The following is a 19,515-nucleotide window of genomic DNA, read 5'->3' as shown; positions in this document are numbered from 1 at the left end:
CTGTGCCGAAGCCGCGTCCGGCCAGTCGCGGTGCGGTCGCCGTCGTCCGTCCGGTGTCCCCCCGCCGGGCGGGAAGTGGCGCTGCGGCGGCCGCCGCTTTGCCCGGAGGGCGCCTGCAACTCTTCTGCTCGGTCATGCTCGTGCCTTCGGAGGTGGATCCCGGACGCCGCCCCCCGCTTCCTCGGCTACCCGAACCATAGAAGCTAATTAGCGATACGCCAAGAGCTATTGGCGAATCGCCAACAATCATTTACCGTTACTGGTGATTGATCATGAGGTGGCCTGGATCACCCCGTTCCTCCCCGTGGAGCAGCCAGGCCGCCAGAAGCGGAACCGGAGTCGCCATGGACCTGGGCGCACTCGCGGCGACCGTCGTCGCCATGCTCTCCAGCGGGGCCTACCTGCTCGGCGTCGCGTTGTTCAAGGTGGCGGCCAACCGCATGGAGCCGCTGCACGGGTCCCACCCCTTCAAGCTGGCCCGGCAGATGCTCATCACCCCCATCTGGTACGCCGGGGGCTTCCTCGCCGCAGCGGGCCTGGCCCTGCAGTGGATCGCCATGTCGTCGCTGTCCCTGCCTGCCGCTCAGCCGGCGTTCGTCTCGGGGCTGGTGCCGCTGCTGCTGTTTGCCACCGTCCTGCTCGGTGAGCGCCTCACCCCCCGTGAATGGGGCTGCGTCGCGCTGGCGGCTCTGGCCACCCTCCTGGTCGCCCTGTCCTCAACGGGCTTCGGTTCGGCCGGACAGCCGCCCTCGCCATGGGTGGTCGTCGCGCTGACGCTGCCCGCGCTCTCCCTGCCGGTGGCCATGTTCAACTTCGGTGAGCTCTCCCCCATCGGCGTGCACGCCCGCCGGCCCACCGGCGTGGCCTACGGCCTGAGCATCGGCATCCTGATCGGCACCGCCGAGCTGGCCTTGGCGGGCATCGCCCTCTTCCACGACGCCGGCACCCCGATCATGGCCACCCCCTACCCCTACCTGCTCGTCCTGGCCGGCGCCCTGGGGATCGCCCAGTTGCAGATCAGCCTGCAGCGCTGCCGGCTCGCCATGATCGGCGTCATCGCCACGGTGACCGCCAAGACCTACCTGCTGACCGTCTCCCTGATCCTGTACGGCTACGGCTGGCCCGGCTGCCGGTCCGTGCTCCTCCTGGTGACCGGCCTGGCCCTGTCGGCGGCGGCGCTGGCCGCCATCCCTCCCTACCACGACCCTCCCAGGCCCAAGCAGGAGCCTCCGCCCCCTCCCACCAACGGCCCCGTGCAGCGGGAGCCCCGGCGCATCGTCCCCAAGTACTCCCTGGCCAGGCAGGCGTCGGCTCCCTCCGCGGGCTCCTCGCACATCGGATACGAGAAATTCGCCTTCACCCCAAGAAGCCCGAAGCCGGACGGCGAGAACGTACGCTCACGAAACTGAGCGGACCTTTTCAGCACGTGGTCCAAGGCATCGCGGACGGGGCCTCGAAGGTGTCCCGAACTGGAAGGTCCCCGTCTCGACCTGCAGAGACGGCGTGCTGAAAAGGTTCGTCGCAGTCAGAGACGACGCTGTGCCCCGCGACGGCCCAACACCGGACAGCGCTGGAGCGCCCGCCCTCGGCCCTCGAGTCCGCATGCTGAAAAAGAACCGCTGCGGGAACGGCTTGAGAACACGCATCCCCGCGCGTCCGGCCTCGTGGGCGGGAGCAGCGAAAACCGCACCGACGAGGGGAGGAACCTCACGGTCGCGGCCGGCCCCCCAGCACCATTTCCCAGGGGATCACCTCGACCACGAAGTCGGCCCCGTGCTTGGCGAACAGCGCAGTGGCGGCCTGCAGGATCTCGAGCAGAGGCGGGCCTTGGGGATCCTCACCGCACACCAGGCGGACCTCCATGCGTTTCCCGGCCATCTGCGGGAACTGCTCGACCAGCTGCCCGGTCTGCAGGAACGCCAGATAGGTGTTGATCTTCTCCACGAGCTGCTGGTTCTGCTCGGGCGACCCGCTGAACGGACGGTCCTCGATCATCCGCAGAATGCAGACGGACTCGTCGGCGCTCAGCGATACGCCATCGACGACATCGGGGTTCTCAACGGTCATGGTGGCTTCCTTATCGCAGCTCGGCCGTACCCGTTCTCTCGAGGGCGCAGGATCGCCGTTTTCCATCTCCACAGTTCGCCGGTGCGAGCCTCGCTCATTTTCCGTCACGAAAGCAGGCCGCCCGCCGTCGTCGCCCCGGCGGCTCGAGCCGAACTCCAGAGAGTTCCAGCGATCCCGATGCGACCGCAGAACATTTCGGGCCGCTCGATCTTATCGATCACGCACTCAAGGAGACCGCTTTTCGATGCGTCCACAACGACCGAAAACGGCCACCCACCGAACGTGTCTTCCAGCTCAAGCGTCCGTGCCCGTCCCGGGCGAGGGCACGACGCGGGCGGCCAGGTGGGCGCGGTAGCGGCGGATGAGGGTCTGCAGGGGGAGGCTGGGCCAGCAGGACAGGCGCCCGGTGTGACGGTCGATGACCAGGAGGAAGTCGGGCTCGCCGGAGGCGGTGACGGGCCAGGCCACGAAGCCGTGCTCGAACTCCTGGACGCCGAGCGGGGAGGGGCGGTGGACGCGGCGCAGGTAGGCGTCGGCGCGGCGCCACGCCTCGGCCCGGTCGATGGCGGCGGGGCGGACGGCGTGGACGGACAGCAGCTCGGCCACGCGGCGCAGGGTGGGGCAGTGGTCGACGCCGCAGCCGCGGCAGAAGCGGCGGCCGGTGGAGGTGGTGACGGGGCGGTGGGCCTCCAGCACGGCGGTCAGGCCGGTGGCGCAGGCCAGCACCAGGCGGCGGGCGTTGCGCACGAAGTCGCGGGTGTGCGCATCGAGCCGGTCGAGGCCGGGGAGGGCGGCGATGGCCTCACCGTCGGCGCGCAAGGCGTCGGTGACGGCCGCATGAACCCGCCGCCGCACCCATTCGTGCAGGTCACCGTGGGTGTGGTTCATTGGGCCCGCTCCTTTGCGCCCGCGGTGAACACGGCGGTGACGGTGCGGCCGGAGTCGTTGCCGTGCCATCCCCAGCTGGTGGCGGTCAGCGAGACGGTGCGCAGGCCGCGGCCGTTTTCGTCGGTGTCGGCGGCGTCGCGGGCGGCGGGCTCGGTGGGGCCGCCCTGGTCGGCGACCGCGACGGCCACGCCGTCCGGCCCGGCCAGCACCTCCACGGTGAACGAGCCGCCGGCCTGGCCGGATTTGGTGTGGCGCAGGGCGTTGGCGACCAGTTCGTCCACGGTGAGGACCACCTCGTCCAGGCAGGGCAGGCCGTCCAGCAGGCAGGCCACGAAGCGGCGGGCGGCGCGGGCCTGGGCGGCCTCGCCGGGGAAGGTCCGCCGCCAGTACAGCGGGGCGGCCGTGCAGGTCCTGGGAATCATCGTCAGCATGTGCACCTCGCGGGGCCGGTCGGTGTCGGGACGCGGGTGGGCGTCGTTGTGTTCGGTGGCCTCATGCTCACACGCCGTGACGCCGAAAGGCGGCCAAGCGGCCGATATCAAGGGCCTGACCGGCGAATTTGTGCATTCCCACTTGCGAACGTTCACGAGTGGAAAGTCCGGGCCCCCGAATGCCCGAAACGGCGCAGCCCCGCCGGGGTGCCGGCGGGGCTGCGTTCGGTCAGCGCGGTGTCACCAGTTCTTGTACTGGACCCGGCCGAGGCTGCAGAAGGTGCAAGTGGGGCTCAGGAAGTCGCTCGTGCGGCGGAATTCCTCATCGCCCAGGTGCCAGCGCAGCCAGGCGGTGATGATGTGCTGGCCGTTGCGGGTGGCGTAGATGTGGTCGGTGTTGTTGAGGATGTTGAACCACACCGGGACGCGGGTGTTGCGGTAGTCCCGCTCCATGTTGGAGGTGGCGAAGTCACTGTCGCCGCCGATGTAGAGAGTCGGCTTGCGCAGCTTGTTGGGCCCGTTGCCGTCGAAGGACCCGCCGGCCACGTGGATGGTGGTGCTCAGCCGCGGCTCGTCGGCCACGTCGAACGTCCCCAGCGAGCCGCGGGAGTGGCCGCCGAAGGCCACCTCCGACAGGTCCAGGTTCTGGTGCAGCGGGCTGGCCGGGTTGGAGTTCTGGGCCTGCAGCCAGTTGAGCGCGTTGACCATGTAGGTGCCGTCGCTGGAGGAGACCTCGCTGTAGACCACGAACCCGTGCGAGGCCCACTGCCGCAGCATGTCCTCATAGTCGGCCGGGGTGGACCCGGCGCCCGGACCCCACACGAAGATCGGGTGGTCCACGCCGTACTGGCCGGCGTTCATCGGGTACACCAGCCACCCGTTGCGGCGAGGGCCGGCGGACCGGTCGATGGCGACCGCGTACGGGCCGGGCTTGGTGACGTCGCTGACCGGAGGCAGCGGCCCGCCCGGACCGGGCCCCGGGTCGCTGCCGCCGCCGTCGGCGGTGACGAGCACGTCATCGACGGTCAGCGACTCCAGGGGGCTGTTGGCGTCCAGCGAGAACCGCAGCCGCACGCTGCGCCCGTCCACCGAGGACGGCAACCGGAACGACACCGGGCCGCCGGCCTGCCGCGCCGACTCCAGCGTCACGAACGACCCGCCGTCCACCGAGTAGGCCGCGGTGAACGACTCGCCCAGGTCCAGCCCGGAGGTCGAACGGGTGTAGGACACCGTCACCCCGCTGTAGCCGCTCAGGCTGATGGTGGTGGAGGTGATGGACGGGTCCGACAGCAGCGACCCGCTCAGCCGGGCCCCATAGCTGCCGGTGGTGACCGACCCGCTGGAGGTGAAGCTGCCGAGCCCGTTGGAGAAGTCCTCGCGGAAAACCGCGGTCGCGGCGGAAGCCGGGGTGGTGACGGCGCCGGCGACGCCCATGGCCAGGACGCCTGCGGCCAGTGCGCCGAATAGTCGCAGGCGCCCGCTGATGCGAGACATGTCGAAGATCCCTTCTGGTCGCGCCGGTCGCGTCGGCGGTCGCGCGCCTTGAGCCTGCTCCCGACCGCCGAGGACCGATCCGGCATCGATTCAGGGGCCGATTGAAACCGGACCGCCAGGCGCGGAAATCCGGAAAATCACCGGTAGCGGGCTTGCCGAATGCCGTCCTGGTAACGGTCACAACGGACGTGCGCTTTTGGATGCCCGGTACACGAACGCCTGCCGCCCGGCCGAAGGCCATGGGTGGACTGTGCGTTCAGGGGCATCGGGATCGGCCGAGGCACGACAGGGTGCAGGGCCGTCCATGGTTCATCGACTGCCCGGATCGCAGGTCATGCGGCGTCCATTCGGTCCGGAACACATGGATGGCCGTACCGTTTCTGCCGCTTCCCCAAAAGCTGACTCCCCAAGCCGCCGCCGACTACCTAGAAGGCTGCGTGCCCCCACACCGCCTGCCGACATGGGAGCCGATCCTCGCTCACCTGCGCGCCGCTTCCCCGGCACGCCCTGAATCGGGCAGGCCGTTGGCCGAGGTGGTGGCCACCCCACTGGGATTGTGGTTGCTGCGCACCGTCTACATCGAGCGGAATTCCGACCCCGCCCCGCTGCTGCACAGAGAGCGTTTCCCCACCCCTGGGGCATTGCGCGACCACCTGTTCGACCGCCTCATCGACGCCCTCATCGACGCCCGCCCGCCCCTCGACGGCCCGGAAAAGAACGCCGACCGGTTCCGGCCCCGCCGCCACCGTGATCCCCGCCAGGTCCGCGCCTGGCTGGGATACCTGGCCCGCCTGCTGTCCGACCAGGACACCCGCGATCTGGCCTGGTGGCGCCTGCCCACCGCCGTCCCTGCACCCGCGTCTCTCTTCAAGTACGTGACCGGGTTCATGGGAGGGCTCGCAGCAGGTCTTGTGGGCGGGCTCGCGAGCGGGCTCACATTCGGCGGCCACCGGGCCTGGTCGATGTACCTGGTGGCCTCTTGGTGGTGGACGTGGAAAAACCTCTTGCCACGGCGACTGATGCCGTTCCTGGACGACTGCCATCGGCTCGGGCTGTTGCGGGCGATCGGCCCGATCTACCAGTTCCGTCATGCCGAGTTTCAGGATTATCTGGCAGCCGATCACCGGCGCGCCCACGGCACCACGGGCGGCAGTCGGGCCGGAGAAGAGACCGCTTCAGAAAACGCCGGGCGGTAGCGGAGTTTCGAGTCGCCCCGCCTTTTCCACCGGGCAATAGTGAAGCTTTGAGAGGCTTCACCGTGTAGCTCTGTAAGTCCCGAAATCCACCCCGGTCATCCCCATAAGTTTCGGCCGTCGGCTCAACGGTCGGCGCTCTCAAGGTGATTTGTGAGGGAATGGATCGCAACGCGCAGATGCCGGCCGGCTGAGGCCCAGGCCACCGGAACCGCCTTGTCCCGGTGGACGCCGACCATGACGATGCTCCCCTCTCTCCGGCCACCGCGTCCCGAAGGCGGACGGTCCGGTCGTCGGAGTCGGTGAAAGATCCGGGAGCCGCTCAGGGAGCGGGCCGCGGCCGCCACGGCCGGCCTGCAGTGTCGGGGGCCGTGGTCGCCTCATGACAGGCAGCCGCTGTGGGGATCGCCGCCACGTGCCAGAACGTGGACGGTCCCAGCCAGCCGCCCCAGCACACCGGCTGTCCTCTCCGCAGGTCATGCAACGCTCGTCCGAAACGGCTCGTCTCGTCGATCGCCGTGGCGTCCGGGCCCAGTTGGCCGCGTGCTTTTCGCCACTCGTTTCGCAGCCATTCGGCCATCTCCTCGGGGGTGGTGGCCGTTGTACGGACGGTGCGGGCCGGTTTGCGCAGCCAGTCGGCCAGGAGCTTTGGCGGCAGTTCGGTGCCGAGGTCGCGGCGGGCGGGTTCGTCGCCGTAGTCGGCCGCGCCGCCGCGCCACAGATACCCGTGCCAGTGCAGGCCCTGGTCGCGCCAGGCCGTGCTGTCGCGCACGCCGTCGCCGTCCCGCCAATAGGCGTCGTAGTCGAAAACCGGGATGTCCATCGTGTCCGTCTCCCAGGTCCGGGGCCCTGCCGGGAAAGGCAGGGCCCCGCGGGGATGCGCCGGCCGGTCAGATGTCGAACTGGCCGGCCTTGGCGCCGGCGATGAAGTCCCGCCACTCGGCGGCGGTGAAGGTGTTGACGATGCCGGTCTTGGAGTCGCGCAGTGCGACGAGGCCGCTGGTGGCCGCGAGGTTGGTGGCGACCTCGACGCAGCAGCCGCCGCAGCCTTCGCTGCACGCCCGGCTGGTCTGGAACTGGAACTGCTGAGACATGGCCTCCTCCTCGTCCCGGCGGGGCCGCCGCTCTCCGGGCCGTTTGCGTCCCTGCGCCGGGTGCGTCGTGGGGATGCGGGAACCATCGGTCACCACGATGCGGCGCAGGGTGATGAGAAGGCCAGGAACTTGCTTCAGTTTTCTCGAATCGCTCGGATCGCCCGGGAGATGAGCTCGCGGGCCCCGGCGCCGTACACCGCGGACGCGGCCAGCCACTCGAACTCCTTGGCGTACACCGCGATCTCGCGGGGCTGGGTGATGGTCAGTTCCGCCGCCACCGTCTCCACCAGCACCAGCCGGTCGTCGAAGATCCAAAAGCCGTGGTGCGGGGCCCGGCGGTGCCGGGTGCGGGCCGGGATGACGCCGAGCAGGAGCCTCGGCATGATCGCCAGCGTGAGCAGCCGGTCGAGCTGCCCGAGCAGCACGTCGTCATCGGCCACGCCCAGCGTCAGCGCGGCCTCGCCGATGAGGATGTGGAAGCGGCGGTCCCGGTCGCCCCTGCGGAGGATCTCCTGGCGCCGCATCCGCGCCTCGACCGCCGCGTCCAGGTCGTTGGGCGTCCGGTGGAACGCGATGTTCTCGGCGAACCGCGTCCGTGCGTACTCCGGGGTCTGCAGCAGGCCGGGGATGAGCAGCGGCTCATAGATGCGAAAGCGGGAGGTCTGTTCTTCCTGGGCGGCGATGGCCTGCTGGCGGCGGCGTCCGCCTGCCCGCCATGTCCGCCGCCACTCCAGGTACTGGGAGTCGATGTTGCGAACGGTCGCGATCAGATCCGCGATGTGGGCCTCGGCGCCGACCAGCCGGCACCACAGGCGGATGTCGTCCTCGCTCGGCGTCTGCCGCCCGTGCTCGATCTTGGAGACCTTGCTCTCCACCCATCCGGCGAGCTCGGCCAGGCGCCGCTGGGTCAGGCCGCCGTCCTTGCGCAGCTCCCGCAGCCGCAGCCCGAGCGCCTCCCTGGCCTGCTGGGACGGGGTGGACACGCGCTCAGGCTCCGCCCAGGCTCCGCAGGAACGCCTCCCGGGTGAGGGCGTGCTCCCAGGCCACCTGCCGCCAGGCGCGGTGCCGGGCGACGGTGGCCGGGTCGTCGGTCACCTCGGCGCCTGCGAACGCGTCATCGGCGTCGAAGTGCAGGATCACCACGGTGGCGTCGTCAAGCAGCCAGGCGTCGTGCGGCGGCTCCACCGGCAGGCCGAGTCGGGCCGCCTGTGACCGTTCCAGGTAGCGGATGTCCTCACCGGCCCGGATGTTGTCGCGCGCGCACCACAGCGCGTACCGGGAGTAGTCGCCGAGGGGGACGGTGACGACGCGGACCCGGGTGAAGGGCCGCCCCTCGGCGGCGGCCCGGCGGGTCCTGTCGTACCACGGCCGCCCCCTGGCGTAGTCCTCATCGGGGTCGCCCGCCAGGAAGCGGCGCAGGGACTCCCGCTCGGAGGGCACGTTGTAGCGGTCGCGCGTCTCCAAGCGGAACGCGCTGCGTTCGAACGCATCGAACAGCCCGTCCAGCTCGCCGCCGGACAGCAGGTGGGCCACCGGCTCAGCCTCCGTGGTGCTCCTGGTAGTGGGCGATCAGGTGGCGGACGAGCGACGGCTCGATCTCGACGATGGCCTCGTCGTCGGCCAGGTTGACGGCGTCGCCGAGCGCCTGCGGGTCAGTGACCAGTTTGCCCTGGACTCCATAGGTGCCGGCGTCGGTGACGTACATCGCCGGGCAGGTGCCCTCGTTGCTGTCCGTCCCCAGGAACCGTAGCCGCATGATCTCTCCTCTGCCCGGCGACTTGCTCGAACTTGCTCACTATGGAGTGTCCGCTGAAGCAGTGCCGTCCGACAAGGGCAGCCTTCCGAGGCGTCTCAGTCATGCCGGGGTGCCGTCGCGGTAACTGCGAATCCCGCTCCGGTCTTCGCGTACGGCAGGCCCTGACCCGCACCGGCTTCGCCGGTTATGTGCGGGGTTCTGCACTGAGCTTTCTTCACCGCACGGCCTTGGGTATTGAGGCCGGGAGTCTCGAGGATGCCCGGTTCCGCGGCGCCTCAGGTCATGGCGTCGCCCTGACTGCGACATACCGTCCTGGCCCGGGGAAGCGGTGCGACGAAAAAGGCGCATCGGCGAAGGATATTTCGGCGCTTTCAGCGCAATCGGGTGCACCGATAGTGATGATGACGGGTATGGCAGGGCGGAACAGGCCGGGTCGGGCGTGGCGGACGGTCGTGCTGGTGGTCGGCGTGGCCGGCGTGGCCGGTCTGCTGGGGTGGACGGTCCTGACCGTGGTGTTCGAGGACCGCGAGAAGGGCGGATGGGTGGCCGGCATCGCCGCCGCGCCGCTGACCGGAGTGCCCCTGATCGTCGCCCTGTGGAACTGGTACCGAAGAGGCACCGCTCCCCAGCGGGCCGGGGCCTCCAGCCGTATGCGATCACATGCCCGACGATCAGGACCACGATGCCGGGAGCCGCGGCCTTCTTCAGCGGGTCGAGGTGGAAAGGGGTCTCCTCGGCGCCGGTCGCGTAGTCGGTGACGATGCCCAGCAGGCCGGCCACCACGACGAGCAGAACCTGCAGCAGCAGTCCGAGATGGCGACGATGCCTCATGCCGTGCCGACGCCCCCGCTCCAGGGCATCTCGACCATCTCCCATCCTCGCCGGACGATTACGCACCCCGTATGCGGACGACCGCGTAGGGGAACCCGGGCACCGCAGCCCCAGCGTGACCGTCGGTCACCTCGCCGACAAGGCCGCAGGCCGGAAGAGTTCATGGGAAAAGCAGCCGTACGCCGGTGGGCCGGAGCCGTGGGAGGGGGCATGAGGCGGGCGGGTGGGGGTGCGGTGGTGTTAACATGCGGCGTTGTGAATTACAAGCTCAATCATTCGCGGTATATCGGTAGCCGGCGGGTTCGGCTCTCGGCCAACGAGAAGAAGCTCATCGCGCGGGCGGCCAAGCGCAGCAAGGCCAAAAGAAAGAGCGGCAAGGGGAAGGCGTTGTCGCTCGAGGAGAAGGCCGCGCAGCAGAGCAGGTTCTTCAAGGACGCACAGCGGATCGCCGCTCAGGTGGCCGAGGCTCGGGCCGGTGGAGATGCGGACCGGGTGCTGGAGCTCTACGGGCAGGCCAAAGGCAAGCTCTTTCTCGCCTTCGGAAAGAAGGTCGCCCAGGGCATGCAGATGTATGCGGTCCTGGAGGGGCATCGTGCGTGGGCTTGGGAACGCAAGGAGGAGATACGCCTCCGGGAGGAGGCGGGACGCCGTTAACGGCCTGGAGGGGTGAGAGGGCGGGCCTTCTGCGACGCGGTATCTCCGCAGGTCGGGATGGGGGCACCGCAGCAGGGGCGAGGGAGCGGCACGGGCCTGGGCGGCGTCGAGGGTTCCATGGTCGGGGCGTGAGGTCGCGCGCCGGGGAAGGTGCGGTGGGAGGGAGGCGGCGGCGCGGACGTGCGGTGGGACCCGCCCGGGGAGATGCGGGAACGCGCCGACGCGAGGGGTTTCTCAGCGGGTGTCACCGGTCTGCGGTCGCAGGCTCGTCGTGAGGGATCTTCGGCGGTTCGGCCGCCTTCGAACTCGCCTCGGCGTCAATCACCCACCCGCCACAATTTCGCTGTTCCGTCCCGGCTCGCGGTGGCGAGAAGGGCGCCGTCAGGACTGAACGCCACCGAGCCGATTCCTCCATGGTGCCCCTCGAGAGTGGTGATCAGCTCACCGTTCCTGGCGTTCCACAATCTCGCGATGCCCTTATTGTTCGCGGTGGCGAGAAGGGCACCGTCAGGGCTGAACGCCACCGACCAGACCTCCGGGTGGTTCGCGAGAATGGCGATGAACTCACCGTCCTTGACCCGCCACAGCCGCGCAGTGCCGTCCCAGCCCGCGGTGGCGAGGGCGGCGCCATCCGGGCTGAACGCCACCGAGGTGACCTGGTCCTGGTGGCCTTTGAGAACGGTGATGAGCTCGCCGTCCTTGGCCCGCCACAGCCGCGCAGTGCCGTCCCGGCTCGCGGTGGCGAGGGTGGCGCCGTCCGGGCTGAACACCACCGAGGCGACTGTGCTTCGGTGACCTTTGAGAGCGGTGATGAGCTCACCGCTTCTGACGCGCCACAATCTCGCGGTATCGTCCGAGCTCGCGGTGGCGAGAAGGGCACCGTCCGGGCTGAACGCCACCGACTGGACCACCTCCTTGTGGCCTTTGAGAGCGGTGATGAGCTCACTGCTTCTGGCGTTCCACAGCCTCACGGTGTTGTCCCAGCTCGCGGTGGCGAGGGTGGCGCCGTCCGGGCTGAACACCACCGACCCGATCGCCTTTTGGTGCCCTTTGAGAGTGATGATGAGCTCACCGTTCTTGGCGTTCCACAGCCGCGCAGTGCCATCCCCGCTTCCGGTGGCGAGGGTGGCGCCATCCGGGCTGAACGCCACCGAGATGACCTCTCCTCGATGGCCTTCGAGAGTGGCGACGGGCTTACCGTTCTTGGCGTTCCACAGCCGCGCAGTGCCGTCCCAGCTCGCGGTGGCGAGGGTGGCGCCATCCGGGCTGAACGCCACCGACTCAACCCATTTCTCGTGGCCTTTGAGGGTGAATCGGAGGGGCGAATCACCGTCATCGGTGCCGGCGGAGCCGGTGCCGCCGGCGCGGCCGTCACTGCCGGTGCGGGCGGTCAAGCGGCTGAGGGGAACGGCGGCCGCCGCGGCCAGGGAGAGGACCGCTCCGCCCAGCAGTGCGCGGCGGGCCACGCGGCGCGGGCCCCCGGGACGGCGGGTGCCGTTCGTGTCCCGGACTCCCGGCGCAGGCGGCGGGGAGGGAGGCCGGGCGGCACCGTCAAAGGCAGGGGATCTGCTCTCCGGAACAGACGGCCGGGTCGGGCCCGGGGCGGCGCTGCCGGCCGGGGATGTGCTCTGTGGCTCCGGTGGCGGGGACAGGCGCCGGGTGGCATCGTCAGGGGCTGCGGACGTGCTCTCCGATGCCGGTGGCGGAGAGGTGCGGGACTGCTGGATGTCGCGCAGGCGGTCCCGGACGTCGGCGGTGCGGGCGGGGCGCTGCCGGGGGTCTTTGGCCAGCAGTTCGACGATCAACGCATCCAGCGCCACGGGGATTTCGGGGCGTTCGGTGCGGGCTCGTGGGGGGTCGGCGTTCAGGTGCCGGCCCATCAGTTCTCTGGCGCCGTCGGCGGTGAAGGGCGGGTGGCCGGTCAGCAGGTGGAACAGGATCCCGCCCATGGCGTACAGGTCGGTGCGATGGTCGGTCGGCTCCCCCAGCCATTGTTCCGGGGCCATGTACAGCGGGGTGCCGACTTGGCCGGTGAAGGTGACCGCGACCGAGGCGTCCGCCATCCGGGCGATTCCGAAGTCGCAGACCTTGAGCCGGTCGCCGTCGATCACCATGAGGTTGACGGGTTTGAGGTCGCGGTGGACCACTCCCATCTCGTGGGCGGCCACCAGGGCGTCGGCCAGTTGCTCCCCCAACGCGACCACCCGCGGTACCGGCAGCCCCTGCGGGTGGTCGGCCAGCTCGGCGGCGAGGGTCCGGCCGTGCAGGAACTCCATGACCAAGAACCACTGGCCCTCGTGGAGGCCGAAGTCATCGACGCGGGTGATGCCCGGATGATCCAGCCGGGCTGCGATCTTGGCTTCCTGGCGGAATTTGGCCACCGCCACCGGGTTGGTCGCCGAGATCTGCGGATACAGGAATTTGATCGCCACCTGCCGGTCCCGCAGCATGTCCGCGGCCGCCCACACCTCGCCGAAGCCGCCCCGGCCCAGCGACCGTTCCAGCCGGTAACGACCTGCGATCTCCAGCCCAGGCTCCACTCTGGTCCCGCTGCCGTTCCCGGCTTGGACGATATGGCCGCCTCTCCACCGGCCCTCGTGCCGGCCTACGGCGCTTCGGAGAAATAGAAGATCACACCCAGGTCCACCAGAGCGCAAGAACAGGCAGCCAACCCGGCACAAATCCGCCGCTGCTTTCGGCCGGCAGGACGAACGCTGCCGCCGGCGGCCGGGCGCGCCCACCGCTGCGGACGGAAGCCGGAGGAGATCGGCCCGGGCGCCCGGAGGGAGCGGGGCGGACGCCAAAGGGCGGGGCGGAACTTTTCAATACGCGGCCTCAGGGAGCGGAACGGGAGCGGCGGCCGGTGCCGCACGTCCCAGAGTGCGCCGTGCTCGGGCCGGGCCGCGGAAGCGGTGGGCCGGAGGAGATTCGCGGCGGGAGCGGGGCGAAGCGGGCCGGCTTTCGGTCCGGGGTGGGCAGGAGGGGTGGGCGGGGTGATGGGTGGAGGGGTTCGCGGTCGAGAACGTTCGGGAGCGGAACGTTCGGAAGTGGTGCTTTACGAATTGTGGTCGAGTGGTGACCGGATTGTGTCATTCAGCAGGTGGGGCGGGGAATTTGTGCGTAGCGTTCTCGGTGTTGACGGAAAGTGAGCGGGCGGGGCCTGTGCGGCCGCGCCCGGACAGTCTCCGGGAGGTCGTCGATGACCAGTCCCTACGTTCGCCGGCTGCGGCTGGCGGCGGAACTGCGCAAGCTGCGGGAGGAACGCGATCTGACCACCGACGAGCTGGCCAAGCTCGTCTTCCAGTCCCGTCCCAAGATCTCCAAGTTGGAGAACGCCCAGATCCGGCCGGATGTGGGCGAGATTCTCAACATCCTCGAAGCCCTGGAGGTCACCGGGGCCAAGTACCGAAGGTTGCTGCGGCTGGCCCGGGACGCTTCCCGTAAGGGCTGGTGGGACCGGTACGGCAACGCCATGGGCGACCGGCAGCGGCTGTATGCCGACCTGGAGTCAGGGGCCAAGACGATCCGCAGCTACAACCAGACCGGCATCCCCGCCGTTCTACAGACGCCTGAACTCATCAGCACCCTGATCGAGATCGATCAAGCCCTTGGCCCCATCACCTACCGCCCTCATCGGCTGGCTGAAGCAAGAACCCGCCGCCAGCAGCATCTTCTAAGCCCGGACGGGCCGACTTACGACGCCGTACTCGACGAATGCACGATCTACCGGCTGGGAGTACCCCGATCGGTGATGAGCAAGCAGCTCTTCCACATGATCAAAGTGGTTCTTGCTGAACCACGCATCACGCTACGAGTACTGCGCTACAACACCCACATCCCGGGTGCTCTCATGCCGAAGTCATCGTTCTCGCTCTACACCTTCCCCGAGAAGGTCGATCCCACGATAGCTGTAGTCGATACGGTCACCACCGACCTCGTGATCACTGAGCGCCGTGGTGTAGCGCGGTATACCGCGCACTACGATCTGTTGAGGAAGGCTGCGCTATCCCCAGAAGAGAGCCTGGCCTTCCTTAGTCAGGTAGCAGAGGAACTAGACGACGGGACAGGACCTTCGGCATGACAACGAAGTACGGGCACTGGCGCAAGTCCCGCCACAGCGACCCCAACGGCGACTGCGTGGAGGTGGCCAAGGCCGCCGACGGCACGGTCGGCATCCGCGACTCCAAGGCCAACACCCCGGACGCCATCATCGAACTCACCCACTCAGAGTGGGCTCACCTACTCACCCGGCTCCGCAACATGCGGTGAGCCGCAAATATCGGCACTGGCACAAGCCCCGTTACAGCGACCCCACGGAGAGTGCCTAGAGTCGGCTAGAGTCGCCGATGGCATGATCGACACCCGCGACTCCGAGGCTAGGGCACCAGACGTCATCTTGAACTCATCCCGGCAGAGTGAGCCCGATTGCTCACCCGATTCCACAACACCTGACGCCTCGGTCTTGGGCTGAGTTACTGAGTCAAGGCACGCTCAGCCCAAGATCGACGGCATAGCCGTCAGAACAACGCACCCGGCGGAGCGAACAGCCCATCAAGGGCGCCATCTGCTGAGTCCACAGCATCGGTACCCCTCCCAGGCCCCACTTCTGTCTCCTTTGGCTGCCTCTCAGCCGCCTTGGCTCCCTTGCGTCCGCCCTTCCCGCTGTGCAGACCTTGCGAGACCTCCTGCTGATACCGGTAATGGTTCAGCGCAAGCAACTTGTCGAGCACATCATCCCGCGCCTGCGGCGAGATCGCGAATCGTATACCTTGCTGAGTCTCGTAGAAGCCGTGTCGAAGTTCGATGTCTCGCCACGCAGGCAATGGTTTTGAAGCTACCCTCGCCTCAAACTTTCGAATACCGGGATCTTGCTCCTCTTGAAGAGCATAAGCTTCACAGACAGCCTCATTAATCTCGACATGTATATCCCTCAAGGAAGATATTTCTTCTCCCGCAACGGAGGGATCATAGATACAGTTATAAAGCTGAGTGAGCCCCCACTTGCGAAGCTCCATGACCTCCCGTCTCACAGCGTGAAGCGCCTCTCCAGCAGACCTGACACGATCGGTCAGCAAGCACCTCGGGAAGGTCTCAAAGCCATCAGAGGGAGTATAACGAAGTCGCGTCTCCAGAGTAGAATTACCTTTTACCGTCCACCAAAAGTAGTGGATATCACTAGAAAGCAAGGCCAAGTCTTCTAGAGCATCAGTGGCTATCACAACAAGCTGCTCACTCATCACCTGGCCGGTTGCAACAAACTGCGGCAATCCAATCTTGCTGACGCGAGCAAACACCAAGACACGTTGCAGGTTCCTGATGGCCCGATGGAGCGCTGGACGCTTCTCAGCATATTGCCACCAGTACTCCCGATACACCTTACGATTATTTTGCGCACGAAACGGCTTTACCTTTTGCTCGACTATTTCATAGCAATCTGGGTAGGTGCGAGCCTTATCTTCATCCCAATCATGAAAGTTGATAACCCAGCGCGACGCCGACAGATCCCAGTGAGAGTTAAGATCATCGCCGTTCAGATAGGGAAACAAAACATCTCTGTTGCGCGGGTCTTTCTCAATAAGCTTATGGGCCTGCTCAGGGGTCAGCACGAACCCCATTCCAAGCACGTAGGACCCGATGAACGACTTGTCCGCGTTGGCTGCGAGCCGGTGAGGGTCACCAGCAATCCGAGACTGTGAGTCGAGCGTGGAAGTGATGCCTGGAACTTCACGATCATCCAGCACGAATCTCTCATGATCACCGCTGCGGCAGGACCATATAAGAGAGACCTCCAAAGAGGCGGTACCCTCCCACGGGCGAGATTTCTCCGCCCTATAAATTTGCCATCCCCTATTAAGGGCTTGAGCAAGTCCAACCTCTCTTGTGTCGCCCTGGCTGATGGTATTAGTCGCGATAATGCCGACTCGCCCGCCATTGGTGACTGCAAGGTCGCGCAGGTAGAAGTACGCGCACAGATCCGCGCTACCGCGCTGTCCCCCGCCAACGTGCTGGACCAGGTACTCCCGCATGTCCGTGCCGAGAGTGCCAGTAAGACGCTGCCCCCCGATGAACGGCGGATTCCCCACCACCGCATCGAACCCCCCGCGCCGCATGACCTCGGGGAATTCCAACGCCTTCGAATCCATCCTGCCCGATGACCGTGCAAAGCGCGTTGAGCTCGTGCCACAGCCGCTGGCAATCCAGGGCATCGTAGCCGTGTGCGGCGTCGAAGCTGACGCATCCGATGAAATTAGAACGCGCGTTCCTGATGGGGCTGGCGAAGACCGCTCCTCGATGCCGGTATCGGGTGAATTCCTGCCAGGAGAAGCCCATGACGGCCGCCGCCCCGTGCCGCTGCCGGTAGTCCTCGAAGCTCTGCTCGTCGGGCACCTGGGCGGCGAGCCGCTCGACGTTCTCGCCCACCTCCTGGTTGAGCTGCCAGCACAGCCCGACGACCCCCACTCCCCTGGTGGGACGGATCGTGCGGGTCACCGGGGTGGAACCGAGCCGGTAGGTGGCGACCCTGACCAGCTCACCGCGCAACGGATGCTGAAGAGTGCGCCGTTTGCGCCAAATGTGCAGTGCCGGATCGCTGATGGGCACGGGCGGATCGGCCGCCGCGCCCAGCTCCAGCAACTGGCCGAACGCCGTGAGAATCTGCCTGCGCAGGGCGACCCGTCTGCCGAGTGTGCTGTGCCGGGAGTAGGTCTCGAACGGGGACAGGGCGCCGAACATCCCCGCCACCACGATCAAAGTGATGAGCACAACCGGCTGGGCGTCCTCGAGCGATTCCCAAAACGATTTGGACGGGAAGTCGTACTGGTTGCTCACCAGAGCGACAGTGGCCAGCAGGATCACCGTGCGATCCACGCCTTTGGCCACACTCAAGCGCATCGCCTGTACTCCAGCCCCAGAACTTAACCAGTACACAAAGGTGTGCTTCAATGTAACCCATGCAAGCGACAACGGCAGCGCGTTCCAAGATCTAGATTTTCGGCTGCCTCTAAATAACTCGGTACACCGTCCAATAGGGACGGCCGATGCCCGCCGGCCGGATCAAGGCGCCCGCCGGCCTCTCCATGGCGGAGACGGCCGGGCACCGGCGGGGGAGCCGCCGGGGAGCATCCCCGGAACTCCAGGTCACGGCGGTGTCCCGGACCGCTACACCCCCTGTCGACCTGCGGGGACGGCATGTCGAAGAAAGTTCACTGCGTCGGCGCGGACTTCTGCCAGGAGCTGTCCGGAGCGGCCGACACCGACTTCTCGCGCACCTATCAGGGGAGCCCTGGAAGCAGGATCATCTGCCGCAGCGAGAACCTGGCTCTGCTGGCGGACATGTCACCGCTGACGACGGGCCACCTGCTGCTGGTCTCCAATGAGCACTACCTCAGCTTCGGAGAAGTGGTCCGCGACCATGCGACAGAGGTTGAGGACGCCCTAAAACTGATTTACGGCCAATATTCCATGACGTTCGGCGAACTGGTCGTCATGGAATATGGGTCATCGCAGGAAATGGACGGGTCAGCATGCATAACACACGCCCACATGCACTTCCTCCCCCTTCGGCTCGACGCAGTGCACAGGGCCATGACCGAGGACGGGCTGACCGCGCTTGAGCTGACTGACATCAAAGATCTCAAACGGCTGGGAGAGCGCGGTCTCCCCTACTTCTATTGCGGTGACAGCACCAGACACCGGGTGTATGGTGTGGCGCGCAAGATGCGTCGGCAGGCTGGCCACCATCATCGGCCCGATGTTCAGCGGTCAAACCGGCTGGTCGCACCGCCTCACCGGTGGGGAGACCATACGGCTGCTGGCCGGCGCCGATGCCCAGGACGATTGCGCGGTGTTCCGCCTCGACGGCGTTCAGGAGCTGGTCGTGGGCTCGGACTATGTCCGGGGCCCCAAGTTCGGCCTCTATGAACTCGGTTATCTCGACGATTACGACATCGGCTACTACCTGGCGATGGCCAATTTCAGCGACATCGCTGCCATGGGCGCCCAGCCGATCGCGCTGCTGTCGGTCGTCCGCTACCCCAAGACGATGCCCGATGAACGATTCGCCCAGGTATTGCAGGGCATCAACGACGCCTGCGCCCGGGTGGGCGCGCCCAACGTCGGCGGCGACATCGGCACGGCCGAACGCCTGATCCTGTCGGCATCGGCGGTGGGCGTCGTCGAGGCGGGGCGTTCGCTGCTGCGCGGCGGCGCCCGTCCCGGCGACCGGCTGTGCATCACGGGGCCGACCGGGGTCGCCGCCGCGGCACAAAAGTACTTCGGCAAGCTGGACGTCGCCGACACCAGGCTCTCCCCCCAGGCTGAGGAGCTTTTGCTGAACGCATGGAAGAGGCCCCAGGCGTTGGTCCCCGAAGGGCGGTCCCTGAGCACCAGCGGGCTGGTGACCAGCTGCCAGGATTCCTCGGACGGACTCAAGGCCGGGATCGAATCGATCGCGGCCCGCAGCGGCGTCGGCTTCACGGTGGAAGAAGACGCGCTGCCGGTCGTGGGCGCGGTGGAGGAGGTCGCCAAGCTCAGCGACACCGAGCTGACCCCCCTGCTCTTGGGCGACTCGGTCGACTTCCAGCTCATCTTCACCGTCCCCGAAGAGCATGTGGAGGAGCTGCAGGAGATCTTCGCCGCCCACGGGCACAGTGCCTTTCACGACATCGGGTTCGCCACCGAAGAGCCCGATCTCCTGCTGCGCGGCAGCGATGGAATCACCCGGCGGCTTCCGGGCAACCCCTGGCGGCACGCGACCTGAGCGAGCCTGCGGGGCACAGGCAGCGCGGGGGATTCGAAGCGGCGGGCGCGAACACGCGGGCCTCCGACGTGCAGGCGCCGGCCCGTCAACCCTGCGATGCGATCACCTGCGCACAGCGGGCGCCCGGCCACCAGAGCATCGGCCAGTTGCACCCCGAGCCCGCCACTCGCCTCACCGGCGCTCCCCGCGGCTGGTCGGCCGGTTCAGCGGCCAGAGTACGGCTGCGCAGGGACTTCACCGCCACCGGCCGTTCCCGCGGCAGACCCGCGGCCACTCGCACCCCGGCGAAACCGCCTCGGCCCAGTAGCCGCTCCAGTCGGTAGTGGCCCGCGATCTCCCCCCGGATTCT

The 19,515-nt window shown here is 67.6% G+C and carries 18 protein-coding genes and 1 pseudogene; 6 read left to right on the top strand and 13 right to left on the bottom strand.

Going from position 1 to position 19,515, the window contains the following annotated elements:
- Window positions 1–344: 344 nt before the first annotated feature.
- Complete coding sequence (locus TCUR_RS02105; protein WP_012850814.1) at window positions 345–1,409, top strand: hypothetical protein; 1,065 nt, start codon at window positions 345–347, stop codon at window positions 1,407–1,409.
- A 298-nt stretch (window positions 1,410–1,707) separates the two neighbouring features.
- Here the strand turns inward: TCUR_RS02105 and TCUR_RS02100 are convergent, their stop codons facing one another.
- From TCUR_RS02100 to TCUR_RS24545, 4 genes are all read right to left on the bottom strand, one after another.
- Entirely contained in the window at window positions 1,708–2,067 is a 360-nt protein-coding gene (locus TCUR_RS02100; RefSeq protein WP_012850813.1) for a DUF6572 domain-containing protein, read from the bottom strand.
- A 294-nt stretch (window positions 2,068–2,361) separates the two neighbouring features.
- Window positions 2,362–2,955 (bottom strand): hypothetical protein, encoded by a 594-nt coding sequence (locus tag TCUR_RS02095; RefSeq protein WP_012850812.1) that lies wholly within the window; start codon window positions 2,953–2,955, stop codon window positions 2,362–2,364.
- On the bottom strand, window positions 2,952–3,386 hold the full coding sequence (locus TCUR_RS02090) for an ATP-binding protein (RefSeq protein ID WP_083789957.1): 435 nt from the start codon (window positions 3,384–3,386) through the stop codon (window positions 2,952–2,954). Before TCUR_RS02090 ends, TCUR_RS02095 begins: the two co-directional genes overlap by 4 nt.
- A 240-nt stretch (window positions 3,387–3,626) precedes the next feature.
- A complete protein-coding gene (locus TCUR_RS24545) occupies window positions 3,627–4,880 on the bottom strand; it encodes a poly(ethylene terephthalate) hydrolase family protein (RefSeq protein WP_012850810.1) in 1,254 nt (417 codons plus the stop codon).
- Window positions 4,881–5,245: 365 nt separating this feature from the next.
- Between TCUR_RS24545 and TCUR_RS02080 the strand changes: the two genes are divergently transcribed.
- The gene (locus tag TCUR_RS02080; RefSeq protein WP_012850809.1) at window positions 5,246–6,076 is read left to right on the top strand and encodes a hypothetical protein; all 831 of its coding nucleotides are present in this window, start codon (window positions 5,246–5,248) and stop codon (window positions 6,074–6,076) included.
- 319 nt (window positions 6,077–6,395) lie between these two features.
- Here TCUR_RS02080 and TCUR_RS02075 read toward each other — a convergent pair whose 3' ends face one another.
- The 5 genes from TCUR_RS02075 to TCUR_RS02055 all read right to left on the bottom strand — a co-directional run bounded on the left by TCUR_RS02075 (window position 6,396) and on the right by TCUR_RS02055 (window position 8,923).
- Window positions 6,396–6,896, bottom strand: a complete 501-nt coding sequence (locus TCUR_RS02075; RefSeq protein ID WP_012850808.1) for a hypothetical protein — start codon at window positions 6,894–6,896, stop codon at window positions 6,396–6,398.
- A gap of 67 nt (window positions 6,897–6,963) precedes the next feature.
- Window positions 6,964–7,167: a DUF397 domain-containing protein gene (locus tag TCUR_RS02070; protein ID WP_012850807.1), complete on the bottom strand. Its 204-nt coding sequence runs from the start codon at window positions 7,165–7,167 to the stop codon at window positions 6,964–6,966.
- Window positions 7,168–7,301: 134 nt separating this feature from the next.
- Window positions 7,302–8,150: a helix-turn-helix domain-containing protein gene (locus TCUR_RS02065; RefSeq protein ID WP_012850806.1), complete on the bottom strand. Its 849-nt coding sequence runs from the start codon at window positions 8,148–8,150 to the stop codon at window positions 7,302–7,304.
- 4 nt (window positions 8,151–8,154) lie between these two features.
- Window positions 8,155–8,700, bottom strand: a complete 546-nt coding sequence (locus TCUR_RS02060) for a DUF6879 family protein (protein ID WP_012850805.1) — start codon at window positions 8,698–8,700, stop codon at window positions 8,155–8,157.
- A gap of 4 nt (window positions 8,701–8,704) precedes the next feature.
- Window positions 8,705–8,923 carry a hypothetical protein gene (locus tag TCUR_RS02055; RefSeq protein ID WP_012850804.1) on the bottom strand — a complete coding sequence of 73 codons (219 nt, stop codon included), beginning with the start codon at window positions 8,921–8,923 and terminating at the stop codon, window positions 8,705–8,707.
- 1,086 nt (window positions 8,924–10,009) lie between these two features.
- On the opposite strand from TCUR_RS02055, the gene TCUR_RS02050 reads away from it, so the two are divergent.
- The gene (locus TCUR_RS02050; RefSeq protein WP_148232895.1) at window positions 10,010–10,408 is read left to right on the top strand and encodes a hypothetical protein; all 399 of its coding nucleotides are present in this window, start codon (window positions 10,010–10,012) and stop codon (window positions 10,406–10,408) included.
- 317 nt (window positions 10,409–10,725) lie between these two features.
- Here TCUR_RS02050 and TCUR_RS25325 read toward each other — a convergent pair whose 3' ends face one another.
- A complete protein-coding gene (locus tag TCUR_RS25325) occupies window positions 10,726–12,948 on the bottom strand; it encodes a WD40 repeat domain-containing serine/threonine protein kinase (protein ID WP_012850801.1) in 2,223 nt (740 codons plus the stop codon).
- A 659-nt stretch (window positions 12,949–13,607) separates the two neighbouring features.
- Here TCUR_RS25325 and TCUR_RS02040 point away from each other — a divergent pair.
- Window positions 13,608–14,489 (top strand): helix-turn-helix domain-containing protein, encoded by an 882-nt coding sequence (locus TCUR_RS02040; RefSeq protein WP_012850800.1) that lies wholly within the window; start codon window positions 13,608–13,610, stop codon window positions 14,487–14,489.
- Entirely contained in the window at window positions 14,486–14,677 is a 192-nt protein-coding gene (locus TCUR_RS02035) for a DUF397 domain-containing protein (protein WP_012850799.1), read from the top strand. Before TCUR_RS02040 ends, TCUR_RS02035 begins: the two co-directional genes overlap by 4 nt.
- Before the next feature lie 248 nt (window positions 14,678–14,925).
- Here the strand turns inward: TCUR_RS02035 and TCUR_RS26185 are convergent, their stop codons facing one another.
- From TCUR_RS26185 to TCUR_RS02030, 3 genes and pseudogenes are all read right to left on the bottom strand, one after another.
- The gene (locus tag TCUR_RS26185; RefSeq protein ID WP_148232894.1) at window positions 14,926–16,149 is read right to left on the bottom strand and encodes a type IIL restriction-modification enzyme MmeI; all 1,224 of its coding nucleotides are present in this window, start codon (window positions 16,147–16,149) and stop codon (window positions 14,926–14,928) included.
- A 108-nt stretch (window positions 16,150–16,257) separates the two neighbouring features.
- A pseudogene (locus TCUR_RS28530) lies at window positions 16,258–16,491 on the bottom strand (Eco57I restriction-modification methylase domain-containing protein); the annotation flags it as partial.
- Window positions 16,388–17,299 carry a hypothetical protein gene (locus TCUR_RS02030; RefSeq protein WP_041439218.1) on the bottom strand — a complete coding sequence of 304 codons (912 nt, stop codon included), beginning with the start codon at window positions 17,297–17,299 and terminating at the stop codon, window positions 16,388–16,390. The pseudogene TCUR_RS28530 and the gene TCUR_RS02030, both read right to left, overlap by 104 nt.
- Before the next feature lie 859 nt (window positions 17,300–18,158).
- On the opposite strand from TCUR_RS02030, the gene thiL reads away from it, so the two are divergent.
- Window positions 18,159–19,166 carry a thiamine-phosphate kinase gene (thiL, locus tag TCUR_RS02025; RefSeq protein WP_217265440.1) on the top strand — a complete coding sequence of 336 codons (1,008 nt, stop codon included), beginning with the start codon at window positions 18,159–18,161 and terminating at the stop codon, window positions 19,164–19,166.
- The last annotated feature ends 349 nt before the right edge of the window (window positions 19,167–19,515 follow it).

It is taken from the genome of Thermomonospora curvata DSM 43183, assembly GCF_000024385.1.
GTDB lineage: Bacteria > Actinomycetota > Actinomycetes > Streptosporangiales > Streptosporangiaceae > Thermomonospora > Thermomonospora curvata.
Note: the sequence above shows the minus strand (reverse complement) of the source record. Positions and strands in the feature narration are given on the sequence as shown.